The organism is Burkholderia sp. SIMBA_062 (assembly GCF_046534765.1).
In the GTDB taxonomy this organism is placed as follows: Bacteria; Pseudomonadota; Gammaproteobacteria; order Burkholderiales; family Burkholderiaceae; genus Burkholderia; species Burkholderia ambifaria.
Window position 1 is genome coordinate 173,741 of sequence record NZ_JAWRYD010000002.1, and the last position, 18,695, is coordinate 192,435.

At 65.7% G+C, this 18,695-nt stretch carries 16 protein-coding genes; 2 read left to right on the forward strand and 14 right to left on the reverse strand.

What is annotated here, in order from left to right; translation table 11 throughout:
• Positions 1-75 precede the first annotated feature (75 nt).
• The 13 genes from SB786_RS02515 to SB786_RS02575 form a co-directional block, all read right to left on the reverse strand.
• Complete coding sequence (locus tag SB786_RS02515; RefSeq protein ID WP_410726030.1) at positions 76-1,095, reverse strand: cyclase family protein; 1,020 nt, start codon at positions 1,093-1,095, stop codon at positions 76-78.
• Entirely contained in the window at positions 1,092-2,585 is a 1,494-nt protein-coding gene (locus tag SB786_RS02520; protein WP_410726031.1) for an MmgE/PrpD family protein, read from the reverse strand. The genes SB786_RS02515 and SB786_RS02520 overlap by 4 nt, the downstream gene beginning before the upstream one ends.
• Complete coding sequence (locus SB786_RS02525) at positions 2,582-3,454, reverse strand: HpcH/HpaI aldolase/citrate lyase family protein (RefSeq protein WP_410726032.1); 873 nt, start codon at positions 3,452-3,454, stop codon at positions 2,582-2,584. The genes SB786_RS02520 and SB786_RS02525 overlap by 4 nt, the downstream gene beginning before the upstream one ends.
• Entirely contained in the window at positions 3,451-4,689 is a 1,239-nt protein-coding gene (locus SB786_RS02530) for a CaiB/BaiF CoA transferase family protein (protein ID WP_410726033.1), read from the reverse strand. Before SB786_RS02530 ends, SB786_RS02525 begins: the two co-directional genes overlap by 4 nt.
• A gap of 102 nt (positions 4,690-4,791) precedes the next feature.
• Entirely contained in the window at positions 4,792-5,955 is a 1,164-nt protein-coding gene (locus SB786_RS02535; protein WP_410726034.1) for a zinc-binding dehydrogenase, read from the reverse strand.
• Positions 5,956-6,012: 57 nt separating this feature from the next.
• Positions 6,013-6,600 carry a hydrolase gene (locus SB786_RS02540; RefSeq protein ID WP_410726035.1) on the reverse strand — a complete coding sequence of 196 codons (588 nt, stop codon included), beginning with the start codon at positions 6,598-6,600 and terminating at the stop codon, positions 6,013-6,015.
• A gap of 9 nt (positions 6,601-6,609) precedes the next feature.
• A complete protein-coding gene (locus tag SB786_RS02545) occupies positions 6,610-8,094 on the reverse strand; it encodes an MFS transporter (RefSeq protein WP_410726036.1) in 1,485 nt (494 codons plus the stop codon).
• A gap of 462 nt (positions 8,095-8,556) precedes the next feature.
• Positions 8,557-9,600, reverse strand: coding sequence for a lipase secretion chaperone (locus SB786_RS02550; protein WP_410726037.1), 1,044 nt, complete (start codon positions 9,598-9,600; stop codon positions 8,557-8,559).
• Positions 9,601-9,603: 3 nt separating this feature from the next.
• Entirely contained in the window at positions 9,604-10,695 is a 1,092-nt protein-coding gene (locus SB786_RS02555) for a triacylglycerol lipase (protein WP_410726038.1), read from the reverse strand.
• Positions 10,696-10,974: 279 nt separating this feature from the next.
• On the reverse strand, positions 10,975-11,115 hold the full coding sequence (locus SB786_RS02560; protein WP_410726039.1) for a hypothetical protein: 141 nt from the start codon (positions 11,113-11,115) through the stop codon (positions 10,975-10,977).
• A 64-nt stretch (positions 11,116-11,179) separates the two neighbouring features.
• Positions 11,180-12,871 (reverse strand): AMP-binding protein, encoded by a 1,692-nt coding sequence (locus tag SB786_RS02565; RefSeq protein ID WP_410726040.1) that lies wholly within the window; start codon positions 12,869-12,871, stop codon positions 11,180-11,182.
• Between the two features lie 36 nt (positions 12,872-12,907).
• Positions 12,908-13,348 (reverse strand): nuclear transport factor 2 family protein, encoded by a 441-nt coding sequence (locus tag SB786_RS02570; protein WP_410726041.1) that lies wholly within the window; start codon positions 13,346-13,348, stop codon positions 12,908-12,910.
• Between the two features lie 35 nt (positions 13,349-13,383).
• Positions 13,384-15,405, reverse strand: a complete 2,022-nt coding sequence (locus SB786_RS02575) for an FAD-dependent oxidoreductase (protein ID WP_410726042.1) — start codon at positions 15,403-15,405, stop codon at positions 13,384-13,386.
• A gap of 157 nt (positions 15,406-15,562) precedes the next feature.
• On the opposite strand from SB786_RS02575, the gene SB786_RS02580 reads away from it, so the two are divergent.
• Together SB786_RS02580 and SB786_RS02585 are read left to right on the forward strand one after the other, a co-directional pair.
• The gene (locus SB786_RS02580) at positions 15,563-16,099 is read left to right on the forward strand and encodes a PadR family transcriptional regulator (protein WP_006760467.1); all 537 of its coding nucleotides are present in this window, start codon (positions 15,563-15,565) and stop codon (positions 16,097-16,099) included.
• Positions 16,100-16,179: 80 nt separating this feature from the next.
• Complete coding sequence (locus SB786_RS02585; RefSeq protein WP_410726043.1) at positions 16,180-16,821, forward strand: SGNH/GDSL hydrolase family protein; 642 nt, start codon at positions 16,180-16,182, stop codon at positions 16,819-16,821.
• A gap of 38 nt (positions 16,822-16,859) precedes the next feature.
• On the opposite strand, the gene SB786_RS02590 is transcribed toward SB786_RS02585, so the two are convergent.
• On the reverse strand, positions 16,860-18,515 hold the full coding sequence (locus SB786_RS02590) for a methyl-accepting chemotaxis protein (protein ID WP_410726183.1): 1,656 nt from the start codon (positions 18,513-18,515) through the stop codon (positions 16,860-16,862).
• Between the last annotated feature and the right edge of the window lie 180 nt (positions 18,516-18,695).

Sequence of the window (18,695 nt, forward strand, 5' to 3'; positions counted from 1 at the left end):
ATTGAATTCGCGCTTTGCGCGAGGCGGTCGTGCTGCAAAAAAGTGCAGGCGCCGCCACCACGGCCGCCCGCACGCTCAAACGGTCGCGACGGGATTCACCGGCGCGCCGACCAGGCCGCGGATATGCAGCGGCGGCGCGGTCAGCAGAAACCGGTTCCGGCGGTGCGCATGCAGCCAGTTCGCGAGCGGCGTCAGGTGCCACAGCTCGCCGAGGTGAATGCCGAGCTTGAACAGGCACAGCTCGTGCAACGGCATCAGTGCGCCCGGTTGCGCGAGCGGCTGCGCATGCTGCGGACGTTCCTCGATCGCATGGTTGTCGGCCACGAGCGCGGCCAGCCCCGATTCGTCGATCCATTGCAGCAGCCGCGCGTCGCTGCTGTCCAGCACGCACGCGCTCGCGACCGTCGCCGGCGATCCGCCGTCGTCGTGCAGCAGCAGATCCGCGAAGCCGGTGTGAAGGCAGACGATGTCGCCGCGCTCGACCTGCACACGGTCCGCGTCCATCACCTGCATCAGCTGCGCGAAGCCGACCTTCGTGCGCGCGTCGCCGAAATGACGCCGCAGGTCGATCAGCACGCCGCGCCCCTGCACGCCCGTCTGCGCCATCACCTCGATGCCGAGCGCACGCGCGCCGCCCGTCGCGTCGCCTTCCTGCGGCACCCGCAGATGCTCGCCCATCCGGAAGCCGTTGTAGAACACGATTTCAGGCACGCCGTCGTCGTCCGCGTCGAACAGGCCGCCCACGTGCGACAGGCCGTCCCATTGCGTCGAGAACTGCGAGTGCATGCAGAACGAATCGTCGCAGACCACGTCGGTTGCGTTCACAACCTGTTCGTCCGCGCGATAGCCAAAGTACGGCTTGCCGCCGAGCAGCGCCGGCATGATCGCCGGCGGCCGGCGCCGCGCGTTCAGCCCGCCGCCGCGCGGCACGTCGAGCGGCAGGCTCAGCGAGAACGACAGCCCTTCCCGAACCTCGGCTGCGCCCTGCCGCACCTTGTCCGGCGTCAGCCAGTTCAGCCGCCCCTTCTGGTCGTCGGGACCGAAATCGCCCCAGTTCGAGCCGGGCGGCCGCTTTTTCCAGCGGGGTGCATTCAAGATCGGTGTCCTCCTTCAGTACCTGACGTCAGCGCCGCAAGCGCGTCGAGCGGCGCATCGTCGGCGAGCGCCCGCACCGCGTCGCGCAGTGCGAGCGCGCGTGTCGTGCCGAGCGCCGAACTCGCCGCCAGCACGAATTTCGCGGTGAGCTCCTGTTCGGTCAGCGGCCGCGAATTCGTGCCCTTGCTCGACTCGATCCGCGCTTCGCGCACCTGCCCGTCGCGCAGCTCGACGCGCAGCACGGCCGGCAGGAAAGTCGGGAAGCGCGCATCGCACCACGGATCGGCCACGCAGCGCACCTTCGCGGCCAGCGTGCGCCGTGCGGGATCCTGCGCAAGCGCATCGCCGAAATCGTCGAACCAGACGCCGAGCCCGCCGCCGCCGAGCAGCGCCGCCGCGACCGTGTACGGCCCCGAGAACGCCGCCGCATAACCGTTCGGCGGATTCGCCTTCAGCTCCGCCGGCTCGCCGATCGTGCGCAGCGTCGACGTCGCGACCCGCAGCTCGGCCGACACCACGTCGTCCGCCGTCACGCCTTGCGCCTTCAGTTGCAGCGCCGCGTCGATGCCCGGATGCGTGAAGTGGTTGCACGGATACGGCTTGAAGATGATCCGGCTCGTCTCCCATTCGTCGCCCAGGTCGCGCAGCACCGCGTCGACGTCGGCAAGGTCGCCGCACCACGCGTGGAAGAAGCCGAAGCGGCCTTCGAGCGCGGTCGGCGGCGCGGTCACGCCCGCGCCTGCCAGTTCCGCCGCGCTCACGCCCGCGTGCGCCGCCCAGCCGCAGTGGATCCGCTTCACCGAGCCGCCGGTGCGGTTCGCTTCGAGCAGGCCCGCGCCCATGCTCGCGGCAATGCCGAGCGCGGCCGCGATTTGCGCGGCGTCGAGCCCGAACAGCATCGCCGCGGCCGCCGCCGCGCCGACCGTGCCGCAGATCGACGTCGCGTGCTGGCCGCGCTCGAAGAACACCGAATTGCCGAGCCGCTCGTTGTACGCGGCGACCCCGAGCCGGATGCATACCTCGGTGCCGACCGTGATCGCATCGAGCAGCGCCGCGCCCGACGCGCCGCTCGCCTGCGCGGCGGCGAGCGCGGCCGGAATCACGGACGCGCTCGGGTGCAGCACCGACAGCATGTGCGAATCGTCGAAGTCCATCGCATGCGCGAGCGTGCCGTTGACGAGCGCGGCGCTCGCGGCCGGCAGCCGGTCGGGCGCGCCGATCACGCTCGCCGGGCCGGTGCCGGCCCAGCGCCGCGCGACCTGCAGCACCGACTGCGCGACCGGTTCGTCGTGCGCGATCAGGCTGTTGCCGACCACGTCGAGCACCCGCGCGGCGGCCTCGACGCGCAGCCTGCGATCCAGCCCTTCGGCGCGCACCTGCGCCGCGAAGCGGCCGAGCGCGCCGACGATGCCGTCGGGCGGCGCGGGCCGGTTCGGTGCGGTCGTATCGGCGGCCGCCGCCGGCGCGGAAAGCGTCTCGGGTGTGCTCATGCCAGTGCTCCACTGAGTCGAAGGTTGTTCGCGAGCGCGAGCGTCACGCGCGCGTTGGCGATCAGCGGCGGCGCGACCACGCGGCCGTCCGGCAGCACGAACACCGACGACGCCGAGGCCTTGCCCGCCGCCGCATCGACCGCCTCGAGCACACGCTGGGCCGCGCGGATCTCGTCGTCCGACGGCGTGAACACGTCGTTGATCACCGAAAGCTGCGACGGATGGATCGCGAAGCGGCCGACGAACCCCATCGATTTCGCGCGCAGCGTCGATTCCTTCAGCCCGTCGAGATCGGGCAGCGTGTGATAGACGGTCTGGATCGGCCCGTTCAGCCCGGCCGCACGCGACGCGACCACGCAGCGCGCGCGGCACACCTCGAGCGTGAAGTTGTCGACGCCGATCTGCAGGTCCGCACGCAGGTCGCTCTCGCCGAGCCCGATCCGATCGAGCCGCGGCGACGCGGTCGCGAGCTGGTATGCCGTCTCGACACCGTACGCCGACTCGATCAGGATCTGGATGCCCGCATCGCAGCCGAGCGCGTCGAGCCAGCCCGCCACTTCCTGGATCTGCTGCGGCAGGTCGCACTTCGGCAGGCGCAGCGCCTGCAGCGCGGGCTGAGCGATCGCGTCGACGTCGTCGCGGCACCACGGGCTGCCGATCGGGTTGATCCGCACGTACGTCGGCTTCGGCGGACCTTCCGCGAGAATCGCGGCAGCCGCCTCGCGTGCTTCGGCCTTGTGGCTGGCCGGCACGGCGTCCTCGAGATCGAGCACGACGGCGTCGGCTTCGCTTGCATACGCCTTCTCGACCACCTGCGCCTTGTGCGCGGGCACGTAGAGGTAACTGCGGTAAGTTGCGCTGGTTTTCATAGAATGCCCCGTTCGGTCAACTCGGCGATCTCGCGCCGCTCCAGTCCCAATGCGCCGAATACTTCGTCGTTGTGCGTGCCGCGCGCAGGCCCGCCCCAGCGGATCGCGCCGGGCGTGTCGGACAGCCGGAACGGCACGTTGTGCGTGCGGAACGCGCCGAGCTCCGCGTCGGGCACCGACACGATCGAGCCGAGCGCCGCGTACTGCGGATCGCGCAGCACGTCGGCGACGTCGTAGATCGGCGCGACCGCGGCCTGCGCGCGCTCGAATTCGGCGATCACGTCGTCGCGCGTGCGCTGCCCGATCCAGCCGCCGACCGCCGCATCCAGTTCATCCGCATGCTTCGCGCGCTCGGCGCCGTTCGCGAACCACGGTTCGTCGATCAGGTCCGCGCGGCCGACGAGGCGCATCACACGCTCGGCGATGCTGTGCGCCGACGTCGACAGCGCGACCCACTTGCCGTCCGACGTGCGGTAGACGCCGCGCGGCGAATTGTTCGGCGAACGGTTGCCGGTGCGCTCGGGCACCCGGCCCGTCTGGTCGTAGCTCGCGACCTGCGCGCCCATCGCCGCGAGCATCGTTTCGATGATCGCAAGATCGACGACCTGGCCGCGCCCGGTGCGCTCGCGCGCCTTCAGCGCGGTCATGATCGCGAACGCGGCGGTCAGCCCCGCGACCGTGTCGGCGAGCGGAAACGACGGCAGCAGCGGCGGCCCGTCCGCCTCGCCGGTGATCGACGCCAGCCCGCTCATCGCCTCGGCCAGCGTGCCGAAGCCCGGGCGGCTCGCATACGGGCCGAACTGGCCGAAGCCCGTCACCCGCACGAGCACGAGCCGCGGGTTGAGCGCGGACAGCACGTCGTAGCCGAGCCCCCAGCGTTCGAGCGTGCCGGGCCGGAAATTCTCGACGACCACGTCCGCCTGCGCCGCCAGCTCGCGGAAGATCCGCTGGCCGTCGGCCGTGCCGAGATTCAGCGTGACCGCCCGCTTGTTGCGCGCGAGCACCTTCCACCACAACGGCACGTCGTCGCGGCGCGCGCCGTACTTGCGCGCCGGATCGCCGTCCGGATGCTCGACCTTGATCACGTCGGCGCCGTAGTCCGCGAGCATCGTCGCCGCGAGCGGGCCCGCGAACAGCGTCGCGGCGTCGATCACGCGAATGCCGTCGAGCGGCGCCGGTCTGGAGGCGTCCGACGCCGCGCCGGCGTCGACTTCCCCGATTTCCACAGTGGCCATGCCGTTCTCCAGTCAGATGGATTGCACGACGCGCCGTGCGCCTGCATCGTCTGCATGACTAATCGTCGTGCGGCGATGCGGACACGGCGCGCGACCTGCCGCTCAGACGGCGTTGATCCGGTAGATCGGGAAATACGTCTGGATCTTCCCGTTCAGGTAGTCGGACGCGAGCTTCGGCACCTCGTCGAAATCGAAGATCTCGGTCGGCTCCTGGCCGATCCAGCCGCTGGTTTCCTGGAAGTCGCGGATCGTGATGCTGTCGTCGTAGCGCCACGCATGCGTGTGGATGTGCAGGCGGCGGTTGATGCATTCCGTCGCGCGCAGGTTCCACAGGCGCATTCCGGTCTTCCAGCCGACCGTCGTGACGATGCCGGTGCGGCCGACCACGCGCATCGTCGCGCGATACAGCGCGCCGCCGAGGTTGTCGAGGAAGATCGCGACGCCGCGGCCGCCGCTCAGTTCCGCGATCGTCTCCGCAAACACGCGCTCCGACTCGCGATAGGCCGCCTGGTACTCGGGATCGGTCTTGTAGCGCTCGTCGTCATACGCGAGATTCGGGAACTTGCGGCGATCGACCGGCGTGATGCCGAGCTTCGCGAGTTCCTCGAGGCGCCGGTCGTTGCTTGCCGTCATCGCGACGCGAAAGCCCTCGCGCTTCGCGAGCTGCAGTTCGGCGAGCGTCGTGCCGCCGCCCCAGCCGAACACCAGGTAGTCGGCCGGATCGACGTCCGGCAGCTGCGAGCGCCAGCACGTCGACGCCACCTTCCAGTTGTCCCACGCGGTGAAGTAGCGGCCGTACGTCGCCCATTGCAGCAGCGAATGCCGGCTGTCGGTCGGCACCGCAACGAGGTTGTCGGCGCGCATCTTGGTACGCTGCGCCATCACGCCGATCGTGCCCGGCGCGTCGTACGCGTAGACGAGCTCGGCGAACCCGTATTCGTCGCGCTTGCCGAACGGCATCACCATGCAGATCTCCCCTTCCTTCAGCGTCTTCACGCCGCTGCCGCGCTCGACGATGCGCACCAGCGCACCGTTGCCGAGCACGATCTTGTCCTCGCGCCGCTGCCGGCAGATGTCGACCGGATTGCGCGACAGCGCGTGGTCGAGGTTCGCTTCCCACGATCCGTACAGCGGCTCGACCAGCACCTCGTCGGCTTCCAGATCGGAGAATTCGAAAGTTTCGCGACGCAGCTCGCCCGCCACGGGCGCCTGCTTCCTGCTCGGTTCCGGTCCTGCGTAGAGAACCCATGCATCGGTCTTGATCATCGTCATGCCTCGGTAAATGACTCTGTATGAATGTGCACGCCGAACCCGCCGCCTCGTTCAGCGCGAATACGCCTGCTCCAGTGCCGCCTCCACGTCGGCCGTCGCGGCGACCTGCCCGAGCTTCGGAAAGATCTGCGTCAGCGCGAAGTGCTGCGCGTCGGCGGACGACGTGCTGACCGCGTCGCTGACGACGACGACGTTGTAGTTGTTCTCGTATGCCTGGCGCGCCGTCGATTCGACGCCGATGTTGGTCGCGATCCCGGTCAGCACGATGTCCGTGATGCCGCGCCGGCGCAGCTGCACGTCGAGGTCGGTGCCGGTGAACGCGCCCCACTGGTGCTTCGTCACGACGATGTCCGACGGCCCCACGCCGAGCGCCGGCGCGAACGCGCTCCATTCGGGATCGAGATTCGGCGGCGCCGACGGCGCATCCGTCCTGACCTTCAGCGCCACGCCGCCGTCCGGCTGATAGCTCGTGTGCACGTAGATGACGGGAAGCTGCAGCGCGCGGAACGCGGTCGCGAGCTCGACCGTGTTCGCCACGACCTCCGCGCCGGTGTAGGGCACGACCGGCAGCGACACGATGCCGTTCTGCAGATCGATTGCGACCAGCGCGACCGTGCGATTGAGCGTCGGAATGGACATGTAAAAACCTCACTTCTGTTGGGAGATGGAAGAAGCGGCGGCATCCAGGTGCCGGCTCGATGCCGCGTTGAGCAGCAGCAGCACGCTGACGACCGCCAGGACGATGGCCAGCTCGCGCAGGCCGCGATCGCTCGCCGGATGGCCGAGCGCCAGCCCGACGAGCGCAAACGACAGGCTGCCGCCGACATACTGCGCGGTGCGGTACAGCCCCGAGGCCGTGCCGATTCGGTCGTGCGGCGCGCTCTGGTAGAGCGCCGCCTGGTTGCCGAGATTGTTGAAGCCGTTCGGCACGCCGAACACGATCGACAGCAGCACGATCGACCAGACCGGCATCGCGCTGGTGAGGAGGCTCATCACGACGCTGCCGATGCACAGCATCGCGGAGCCGACGATCAGCACCGGCCGCGAGCCGTGACGGTGCGCGACGCGGGTCGCGAGCATCGTCGCCACCGTGCCGACTCCAGCGATCGGCAGCATCACGAGGCCGGCGTCGGCGGCGGACAGGCGCTTGGCCTCCTGCAGCCATATCGGCAGCGCATAGAAGATCGCGTAGAACACCGCGTAGGTGCCGACGCAGCGGAGGTAGGTGCTCGTGAGCGCACGGTTGTCGCTCAGCATGCGGATGTCGATCAGCGGCGTCGCGGCCAGCCGCTCGCGCCGGACCAGCAACGGGCACAGCACCAGCGTCGCGACGAGCAGCAGCCAGTCGGGCTCGCGCGACACCGATTGCAGGAACAGCAGCACGCTCGTGAGCGTCAGGACGAACAGCACGACGCCCGGCAGGTCCAGCTCCGTCAGCGTGCCCCGCAGCGTGCGGCGTTGCCGCGCGCCGCGCGGGACGACGTCGGCCGGAATCCACAGCCACGCGAGCACGAAGGCCAGCAGCACGATCGGCACGTTGATCCAGAAGATCGCACGCCAGCCGGCGAACTGCACGAGCGCGCCGCCGAGCGGCGGCCCGAACGCGACGGCCACCTGCGCCGCGACCGAGATCGCGCCGAGGCCGCCCGTGGGCGTCGCCCCGTTCGCATGCCGCTGCGACCACGTGCGGATCATCGCCATGCCCGCCGGATACGCGGCGGACGTGCCGATGCCGAGCGCGACGCGCGACGCGATCAGCCACCCGAGCGACGGCGCGAACGGCGCGAGCGCGGACGCGATCAATACGATCGCGAGGCCGATGCAGAAGATTCGCTTCGCGCCGAACCGGTCGGCGAGACGCCCCATCGTCGGCTGGCCGACGGCCGTCGCGAGATAAAGGCCCGACACGAGCCACATCGTGTCGATGCGTTCATGCGCGGCACCCTGCGGGTTGAACGCGTGCTGGATGCTGACGAGCGCGACCGCGATCATCGACGAGTTCAGCGCATTGAGCAGCGTGCCCAGCACGATCGGGCCCACCAGCCTGCCCGGCAGGCGCAGGCCCGTCGCGCGCCCATTGCCGACGGGGGACGAGGGTGTTGCTTGCGCAGGTCGATCGTGATTCGTTTTCATGGCATCGTCACGTGGTGAATTCGCATCGCCCGATCAAATTCGAACGTGCGTTCACCTTACCGTTACGACTGCCGTGAATGAAATGGATTGTTGCGATGCACACATTCGTCGCTTGAATGCAGATCGCGAACCGAATGCGCTGAAAGCGATCTCGGCCAGCCGGGAATGACATCGGCAAACAAGCCGCGTCCCTTGCCGAACGGGCATATCCCGGGAGCGCGGCAGATCTTGCAGAGTGCGTACGAAATTATTTGTGCCGTGTGCTTCCACCGGCCATAGACTGTTTTATGCGGCGGTGCAATGAGGATTCAGAGCGAGGGCTCTAGAGCGGCATGTCGGTTCTGCAATGAGGCGCGTCTTGACCGCGCTGAAGCACCGATAAACCACGCGCCGGCGGCCGTTATCGACAACGCGTGGCGGAAATCGCTCGATATACGCCGATCCGCTCGATCGCGCTCCGATCTATTGCGTGCGCGTCGACACGCTGCCGTGATCGAGCGACGCCGCACGCAGCGCCTCCCCCGGCTCCGTAAAGTAGCGCTGCCGCAACTGCGCGATCTGCGCATCGCGATCCTGTGTCGACAGGTTCTGCACATCGATCTGCGCGCGCTGTGCCGAATATTCGTTGTACTTCGCACGCCACGCGTTGTCCGCCTGCTGCATCTTCACCACTCGCTCGGCAGCCTCCGGCCCGAGCGTTTGCGCGAGCTGCACGCGCATTTCATCGGGCGTCGCGTTTGATTTCTGCACTTTGTCGATTTGCGCGATCGCGTTGTCCTGCTCCTTCTGGCGTTCCAGCTCGGCGCGCCGATCGGGCGGCAGTTGCTGCTCGAGCGCGGCAAGACCGGCCGCCTTCTGGTCCTCGGTCAGCGACGGATCGCGGACGATCTTCAATCGTGCGAGATCGTCTCGCTGCAGCGCCTGCTCGGCGCCGAAGAACGGCTCGCTCCAGTCGCCGAGCGTGCGGCTCGCGATCGCCGCGCGCCGGTCGAGCGCGAGCTGCAGTGCCGGGAGGTCGAGCTTGTTGTCCACGGCGCCGCCGCCCGGCAGCTTCGCGAGTTCGGCGAAATACGCGCGGTAGCGCTGCCAGACGTCGAGCGCCTCGCGTTGCGCAACCGTGCCGTCGAGCTGCGCGGCCACCGCGCGCGCGACGAGCGCATCGAGTTCCGCGGCGCGCAACTGGTTTTGCGCGGTCAGGAAATAGTCGAAGAAGCCGCGCACGGCCACGACCTTTGCGAGATGGCCGTGCGCATCGAGCGGCAGGCGCGGCGCAGTCGAGCCGGCGAGTGCCGGGGGCAGCCCGCTTGCGCCGAAACCGGGCACGGTGCTCGCCGCCGTGCCGGCCAGCGACGCGGACGACACGGCCCCGGCAGGCGCGACGCCGGACATGCCGGCGTCGCGCGTCTTCCGGGCGTCGATCCCATACCAGACCGCGCCGACCGCAACGACGCCCGCTGCCCCGTAAAGCGCGACGCGTCGCGCGATGCCGCTCTTGCTACCTGTCATCGCTTACACGCCTTGCGTTTTCAGCCGGTTCGCGTGCGTGCGGATCGCCGCAACCGGATCCTCCACATTCGCGCCAAGCACGCCGAGAATCTGGTTGATCGCATCGGTGTGATCCCAGTGATACGAGCCGAGCACCTGGCCAAACAGCGCGCTGCATTGCGATACGACGCCGTCGTTCGGACCGGAGCCGCGATTGATCATCACCGTGCCGCTGCCGAGCAGCGCCAGCGTGGCCGGATCGAGCACGTTCGCCGGATCGGTGGCCCCGCTCACGCTCGTATCGACGGCACCCGTCACGCCGGCCACCGTCGTTGTCGGCTGGATCGCCGTGCCGCCCCACGAATAAAGCAGGTGCGTGTTGCCGTTGATCGTCTCGGTCGACGCGCCCGCCCGACACGAGCCGGGCGCACCGAGACCCGCGCTCGGAAATTTCTGGTTGTATTCGGCGGCCTTCGCTGTCGTCAGCACTGACAACGCCTGGATCGCATCCTGGTTCGTATTGAAGCTGCTGCTCGTCAACGTGCCGAGCGCATTCGCGAACGCGCTGAACACGACCGACGACAGGCCGGTCGGATCCGCCTGCAACAGTTGCTGGACGAAGTCCGCGAATTGCGAACCCCAGTGCGGCGTGCTGATCGTCGTCACCGATGCGACCAGTTCCGGCGCAACGGACGCAACATAACGCGATGTCAGGCCGCCCTGGCTATGGCCGATCAGATTCACTTTCTGCGCGCCCGTCGCCGCGAGGACCTGCTTCACGTATGCCAGCAATTGCTCGCCGCGCCCGTTCGGGCCATCGTCGCTCTGATAGCCGGACAGATTGGCAACGTATACCTTCGCACCGTGCGCCTGCAGATCCGCCGGAATGTGATACCAGTACTCGACCACGCCGCCGTACTTGTCGGTGCCGGTCAGCCCGTGCACGAGAATGATCGGGTACCGGGTCGCCGCATAATCGTCGACGGCGGTCGTCGCGGCGGAAGCGGCCTGCGCGCCGGCCAGCGACAGCATGGTTCCAACAGTCGCGGCGGGCGCCGCGTTCATTGCGAATGCGACCACGGCAGCCGCTGTCTTCGCTCGTATCGATCTGCTCATCTTGTTCTCCATTTTTTACGTGCATGTCAGTTGCTTGAGGATGAGGACGCGAGATTCGCCGATACAGCGACGCTTCCGACACTGAAGCGTCGCTCGGGCGCGGGATGTCGGCCATACCGGCCTCGACGGCCAGGCGCGACACACACCACCCCGAAAACGAATAAAAACGAACACAAACGAACGTTTTCGCACCGGCACGCGAAGTGAACCACGTTAAACAAGACTGCGCAGACGGTTAGACAGGGCCCTCCAGTCAGTTGACAACGGGTGCATCAACCGCTAAATCCATCGCTCTTCGTCGATGTCTTGCGATCCGGGCTGTTGCGGTTGGGCGCCGATGCGCATCAAACGGATCAATGAGGGTCGGCCGGGATTCGTGCCGGAGAAGTCCATGCCGACGTGAATAGATTCGTTCTTCATGTATTGCTACGCGAAGTCACGATGCGATGGGCAAAACTCGGAACCGTTCAAGGTGCGCGGACATTCATGACATATCTCGTACCTGCGCGCGCAGGATCTTGCCGACCGCCGACTTGGGCAGATCGCCAACGAATCGGACCAGCTTGGGAACCTTGTATCCCGTCAGTTGTTTTCGGCAGAACGCGATCACGTCTTCGTCCGTCAGTTCCGGCCGACGCGCGACAACGTAGGCACAAACCGCTTCTCCCGTAGCCTGGTGGGGTACGCCGATGACAGCCACCTCAGCGACATCCGGGTGAGCGGCAATGACCGACTCGACTTCGTTCGGGTACACGTTGAAACCCGATACCAGCACCATGTCCTTGAGACGATCGACAACGGTGATCCAGCCGTCTGCATCGATCGTGACTACGTCGCCGGTGCGGAACCACCCTTCTGCAAAAGCAGTGGCGTTCTCGCCAGGACAATTCAGGTATCCGGAAGTGACGTGGGGACCGCGCACCTGTAACTCGCCGCGTTCGCCCGCCGCTACCGGCCTGCCGTCGCCGTCCACCGCGCGTATCTCGCTGCCGGGCATGGGCAGCCCCACTGATCCGGCGCGGTAATTTGCATTCGGCGGATTGAACGAGACGATGCAGCAGGTCTCGGTCATCCCGTAACCTTCGACGAGGGGACAAACCATGCCGGCCCAGCGCTCGGCCGTATCCGGTCTGGTGGCGGTGCCTCCGGCCAGTGCATAACGCAATGCCGGAGGTTTCTCACGGAACCACGATTCGGCCATCAATCCCGCATACATGGTATCCACGCCGGTCATCCAGGTGGGTCGGAACTGCTCGAACGCAGGCCGCAAATTGACCAGCGGACGCGGCTTCGGCGTGAGAACGTTATGGGCGCCCTTTCTGAACGTCATCAAGAAATTGATGGCGAACGCGAAGACGTGGTACAGGGGCAAAGCCGTCAACATCACGTCGTCAGCGTGAAACGGCGTGTCGAATGCCGAGAGAAAATCGTCGGTCATCCGGAGGACGGAAGCGATGTTGCGGTGTTCCAGCACCGCCCCCTTGCTTTGCCCGGTCGTTCCGCCCGTGTACTGGTACAAGGCGACGGGGTGGCGGCGGTCGACGGACGGATTGCCATGTGTACGACCGTCGGCCAGCGCGTTGGCGAAACCCGTGTGCGCCGAGATCAACGTCGCACCGCCAGGTCCCGTCTCGGCGCTCAGCGCTGCCTCGATGGCGGCCGCGACCGGCGCCGGGAAAAATTCCCAAAGCCCGGCGACGATGATGCGAATGCCTGTCTCGGCGGCGACCGTCGCAGCAGTCTCCAGCGACAGACTGTGGGTCACCAGAATCTTGGCGCCGCTGTCCTGCAGTTGGGCGCGTAACTCTCGCTCGGTATAGAGAGGATTGACATTGGTAACGACCAGGCCGGCTTTCCAGGCGCCAAACACCGCGATCGGATAGTGCAGCGAATTGGGTAGTTGAATCGCCACCACGTCACCGATCGCGAGGCCTGCCGTACTTGCCAGATACGCCGCGAAGTCGTTCGAGTGACTATCTAAATCAGCGTAGCTCAGGCTCGCGCTCAAGCCGTTCGGCAGCACGATCGTGAATGCCGTGCGGCCGCCGAAGCGCGTCCGCGCATCAGAGGCAAGCACGCTCAACGATTCCGGCAGAAGACGTTCATCCAGTCGATAGCCGCGCAGTGCGCGCGGATAACTGTGCTCCCAAAAGCGGTAGGCGTTTGTGTCGGTCATGGTTCATTCCCACGTCGGTCGAGGGAACGGCAAACCTCAGCCGTTGACTTTGTATGCGGGAAGATACTGGCCCAGACGCGCGCCCATTTCGGCGCCCAGCGTTTGCAGCGCATTGAGCGGACGGATCATGACCTCGAACTCGACGATTCGGCCTTCCTCGTCGAAACGGATCATGTCGATGCCTTTGAGCTGTTTCTCCCCCACGGTTGCACTGAATTCCAGCACCACGCTCAGGCCATCGCCACTGCCAAACTGGCGGTGATAGGTAAAGTCCGTGAAGATCGTTGCCACGGTCTGTAGCGCCAGGATCAACGCGGGTGCCGGACCGTATGGCTTGAAGGCCATCGGCGAACGAAACACTGCGTCCGGATGAACGATGGTATCGAGAGCGCCGAGATCGTTGCGCTCGATAAACGAATGCCAGATCGCGAGGGATTTCTCGACGGCAGGATGAAGCTCGGTAGATGTTTTCGTCATGAAGAACTCCGGTAGAAAACGGAAAGAGGCGCTCGTCAAAGTGTGGCGGCAAGCGTGGTGCCTTGGTGAATGGCGCGCTTGGCATCGAGTTCGGTTGCCTCGCAGGCGCCGCCGATCAGATGGACCGTGCATCCCGCTGCCTGCAGCTGTTTTTCCAGCTCGCGCAACGGCTCTTGTCCGGCGCAGATCACTACGTGGTCGACCGCCAGCGTTCGCGGCACGCCGTCGATCGTCACGTGAAGACCGTCGTCGTCGATGCGTTGGTACTCGACCGACGACGACATCTCCACGCCACGCGCTTTCAGCGCCGTGCGGTGAATCCACCCGGTCGTCTTGCCGAGCCTGTCGCCGACTTTGGATGTTTTGCGCTGAAGTAGATGAACCTGCCGAGGCGTGGGCTCGCGTTGCGGCTCACGCAGGCCGCCTGCGTTCGTATACGCGGGATCGACGCCCCATTCCGCAAAGAACTTTTCCGGATTCAGACTTGCAGGTTCGCCGCTATGGGTCAGGTATTCGGCCACGTCAAAACCGATCCCGCCGGCGCCCACGATGGCGACACCGCGGCCCACGGCTTTATCGTCCCGAAGCACGTCGAGATAGCCGAGCACCTTCGGGTGGTCTACGCCATCGATCGGCGGCGTCCGCGGCACGATGCCGGTGGCCAGCACCACGTCGTCGAAACCGCCTTGCGTCAGCAGCTCGGCGGTTGCGCGGGTATTGAGTCGAAGCTCCACGCCGCGCAGCGCGATCTGTTTCCGAAAATAGCGGAGCGTCTCGTTGAACTCCTCTTTTCCGGGCACTTTCCTGGCTATGTTGAACTGTCCGCCAATCTCCGCACCGGATTCGTACAGCGTCACCGCATGACCACGTTCGGCCGCCGTCACTGCGAAGCTCAGCCCCGCGGGCCCTGCTCCGACCACTGCGATTCGCTTGCGTCGCTCGGCCGGGCGGATCACGATTTCGGTCTCGTGGCACGCGCGCGGATTCACGAGGCAGGATGTAATCTTGCCCGCGAACGTGTGATCCAGGCATGCCTGATTACAGCCAATACAGGTATTGATTTCGTCCGCGCGCCCTTCGCGGGCCTTGCGGACGAAATCGGCATCGGCCAGGAACGGTCGTGCCATCGACACCATGTCGCACGCGCCGTCTGCCAGCAACTTCTCGGCAATCTCCGGCGTATTGATGCGGTTGGTCGCGACCAGCGGAACGGACACCTTGCCCATCAGTCGTTGCGTAACCCATGCATACGCGCCGCGCGGGACCTTGGTCGCAATTGTCGGAATGCGGGCTTCGTGCCAGCCGATGCCGGTATTGATGATCGTCGCGCCTGCGCGCTCGACCGATTGTGCGAGCTGGATCACTTCGTCGAGCGTCGATCCCCCTTCGACCAGGTCGAGCATCGACAATCGATACACGATGATGAAATTGCGCCCGACGCGCTCGCGTACGCGGCGCACGATCTCGACTGGGAAACGAATGCGGTTTTCATATGCGCCGCCCCAACGATCGGTACGCTGATTGGTGCGTGCCGCAATGAACTCGTTGATCAGATAACCCTCCGAGCCCATGATCTCGACGCCGTCGTAGCCCGCGTATTGCGCCAGCGCGGCGCAGTTCACGAAATCGGCGATGGTCTGCTCCACCTCGTCGTCGGTCAGCTCATGCGGGACGAACGGATTGATGGGAGCGCGCAGCGCACTGGGTGCGACGAGGTTGGGCTGATAGGAATAGCGGCCGAAATGCAGGATCTGCATCGCGATCTTGCCGCCGTGCGCGTGCACGGCCCCGGTAATCACGCGATGGTGCTCGGCTTCCTCCTCGGTGGTCAGCATTGCGCCGCCGTGCATCGGACGCGCACGCTCATTCGGCGCGATCCCGCCGGTTACGATCAGGCCGACCTCGCCTCGCGCACGTTCGGCGTAAAACGCTGCCATCCTCTCGAAGCCGTTCGGCGCCTCTTCCAGGCCGACGTGCATCGAGCCCATCAGCACACGGTTTCTGAGCGATGTGAAACCAAGCTCGAGCGGAGCCATCAAGTGGGGGTATCGGGTCATCAAAGCCTCATCGTTTATGCAACTTGTTGCATCGAATACTAGCTGCCGGCTCTTTTTCATGCAACACGTTGCATAGACGAATGTGCGCGTGGTTAACCCTATGTCCCCAATATGGCAAGATGCCGCTAATCTCCCGGATTCCTTCCTTCGCTTCGACATGTCACTGCCCCACGCACTCCTCACCGCCCTTGCCGAACGCCCCGGTTCCGGCTCGGAACTCGCCGGCCGCTTCGATCGCTCGATCGGCTATTTCTGGCAGGCGACCCACCAGCAGATCTATCGTGAGCTGGGCCGCCTCGAGGAGTCGGGGTGGATCGAATCGCTACCGGCGGAATCGGGGCGTGGCCGCAAGCGCGCATACCGGATCCTGCCGGCCGGCAAGAAGGAATTGCGTCGCTGGATCACCGAGCAGGAAAATCCGACGCCACTGCGCGAAGCGCTGATGGTCCGGCTGCGCGCGGAAGCCGTGCTCGGCCCCGCCGGTCTGGAAGAGGAAATCCGGCGACGTATCGCACTGCACCAGGAAAAACTGGACCTGTATCGGCAGATCGAGGCACACGACTTTCCGACCGACGCTGAATCACGTGCGCAGCGCCTTCGGCGTCTGGTGCTGAACGCGGGTATCGCGCACGAGCAGTTCTGGGTCGAGTTCTCGAAGGAGGCACTCGACGTCTTGCGTCTGCCGAAGGACTGACTGGCGTGCGAATTTTCCGCTGGCGCCCGTTTGTCGTACTGCTACACGATTGAAAGAAACCCACAACCATGGAGATGACGATGACGCAAAAAACCGTGCTGTGCTACGGAGATTCGAACACCCACGGCACGCGTCCGATGACGCGCCCCGGCGTGCTGGAGCGCTTCGATCGCGAGGAGCGTTGGACGGGCGTCCTCGCGCAAACGCTGGGCGCAGGCTGGAGGATCGTCGAGGAAGGGCTTCCCGCACGCACGACCGTCCACGACGACCCGATCGAAGGTCGGCACAAGAACGGTTTGTCGTATCTGCGCCCGTGCCTGGAAAGCCATCTGCCGCTCGACATCGTCGTGCTGATGCTCGGCACGAACGATCTGAAAGCGCGCTTCTCCGTCACGCCCGCCGACATCGCGATCTCGGTCGGCGTGTTGCTTGCCGAAGTGGCAGCCTGCAACGCAGGCCCTGCAGGCAAATCACCGAAGGTGGTACTCATGGCGCCAGCGCCTATTGCCGAAGTCGGCTTTCTGGGCGAGATATTCGCGGGTGGTGCGGCGAAGTCTCGTCAGCTTGCGGGTTTGTACGAGCAAGTCGCTCAAAATGCAGATGCGCACTTTCTGGATGTCGGCAAAGTCGTCGAAGTCAGCCCCGTAGACGGCGTGCATTTTTCAGCCGATCACCATCACATACTGGGTAAGAAAATCGCGGAGGCCCTGCGGTCCGTTTGACTTGGCCCCCGTTGCATCGGCCCAGCGCCCCTACCTCATCACGCCGAAGCGCTACACAGTAACGTCGCAGCGCTGGAGAAGCCGAGCAAATCGGGCGGGTGTCGCCGAGTGCCACTGGCCGACGGCGAAGCGCTGGTGACATCTATCGGCAACTCAAAGCGTGTGACTGCATCCCGCAGCGCCTCGGCCTGATCGCGCAGCGAATGCGCGGCTGCCGCGGCCTGTTCGACGAGCGCCGCGTTCTGCTGCGTGACCAGGTCCATCTCGCTCACCGCGCGGTTGACCTGCTCGATCCCCGCGCTCTGCTCGCGCGATGCATGGCTGATCTCGTCGAGGATCTCGTTCACGCGCCGCACCGACTGCACGATCTCGGCCATCGTCTCGCCCGCGTGCGTGACGAGCGTCGCGCCGTGCTCGACGGTTTCGTTCGACGACACGATCAGCAACTTGATCTCCTTCGCGGCCGTCGCCGAGCGTTGCGCGAGCGAACGCACTTCGGCCGCGACCACCGCGAAGCCGCGACCCTGTTCGCCCGCCCGTGCCGCTTCGACGGCCGCGTTCAGCGCGAGGATGTTGGTCTGGAACGCGATCCCGTCGATCACGCCAATGATGTCGCCGATCTTGTGCGAGCGGTCGGTGATCTCGTTCATCGTGCGCACGACGTCGTCCACCACCTCGCTGCCGCGCGTCGCGACCTGCGCCGCCTGGCCGGCAAGCGTCGCGGCCTGCGCGGCGCTGTCCGCGTTCTGCTTCACGTTCGCGGTCATCTGGTCCATGCTCGACGCGGTCTGCACGAGCGCGGCTGCCTGCTCCTCGGTGCGCTGCGACAGGTCGGTGTTGCCGGATGCGATCTCGCTCGCGCCGACGTTGATGTTCTCGGTACCCGTCCGGACGCGCGACACCATGTCGATCAACCCGCCCTGCATCATGTGCAGCGCATGCAGCAGGCTGCCGCGATCGTTAGGCCGCAACTCGATGCGCGCGGTCAGGTCGCCCTGCGCGATGCGCTGCGCTGTCGCCAGCGCGGCCTCGAGCTCGCCGCCGAGATTGGTACGCACACTGCGCAGCACGAGCACCATCACTGCTGTCGCGGCCAAGCCGAGTACGACCGTCATCGCGAGCCAGCGACCAACGTTCGCCAGGACGGCTGCCTGCAGATCGTCCATGTACATGCCGGTCACGATGTACCAGTCCCAAGGTGCAAAGCGACGAACGACGCTCGTCTTGTCGATCGGCTTATCGGCACCCGGCTTCGGCCACTTGTATTCGACGAAGCCGAAGCCGTCAGCCCCCCCTCCGATTTTCGAGAACTCGTCAAACAAACGTCTCCCCGAGGGATCCGTCAAGCCAGACATGCTTTTGCCATCCAACTCAGGCTTGATCGGATGCATGACCATCACCGCGTTCGAATCACTGATCGTGAGGTAGCCGTCTCTGCCATAGCGCATCGCGGCGATCGCTTCGAGCGCAGTACGCTTCGCGTCGGCCTCAGTCATTGCGTGCCGCTGCGACAACTTGTAGAAGTGCTCGCTAACGCCGTATGCCTGCGCGGTGAGACTCGCAAGCTGTTCACGCCGGTCCGCAATCATCGACGTCCGGTTCTGCCATGCGCCTAACAGACCGATCAGAAACAAACCGCTCCATAGAACGACGATCAGGGACGCAAGCTTATGGTTCAAGGACAAATCGCGCATGTTTATCAAAGACCGATTGCAACGACAATATGTGGAACTGTTCAGCTGACGCCGCTCCACACGTCGGCAGCAGCGTCAGGACAGATGTATCTCGGCGCTTGAGTCAGTGTTGGCAGCTAAAGTGAAGCCAGGTCTCGGTGCCCGCCCTCTCTTCATTCGCGAACTGTCCTGAATCGACCG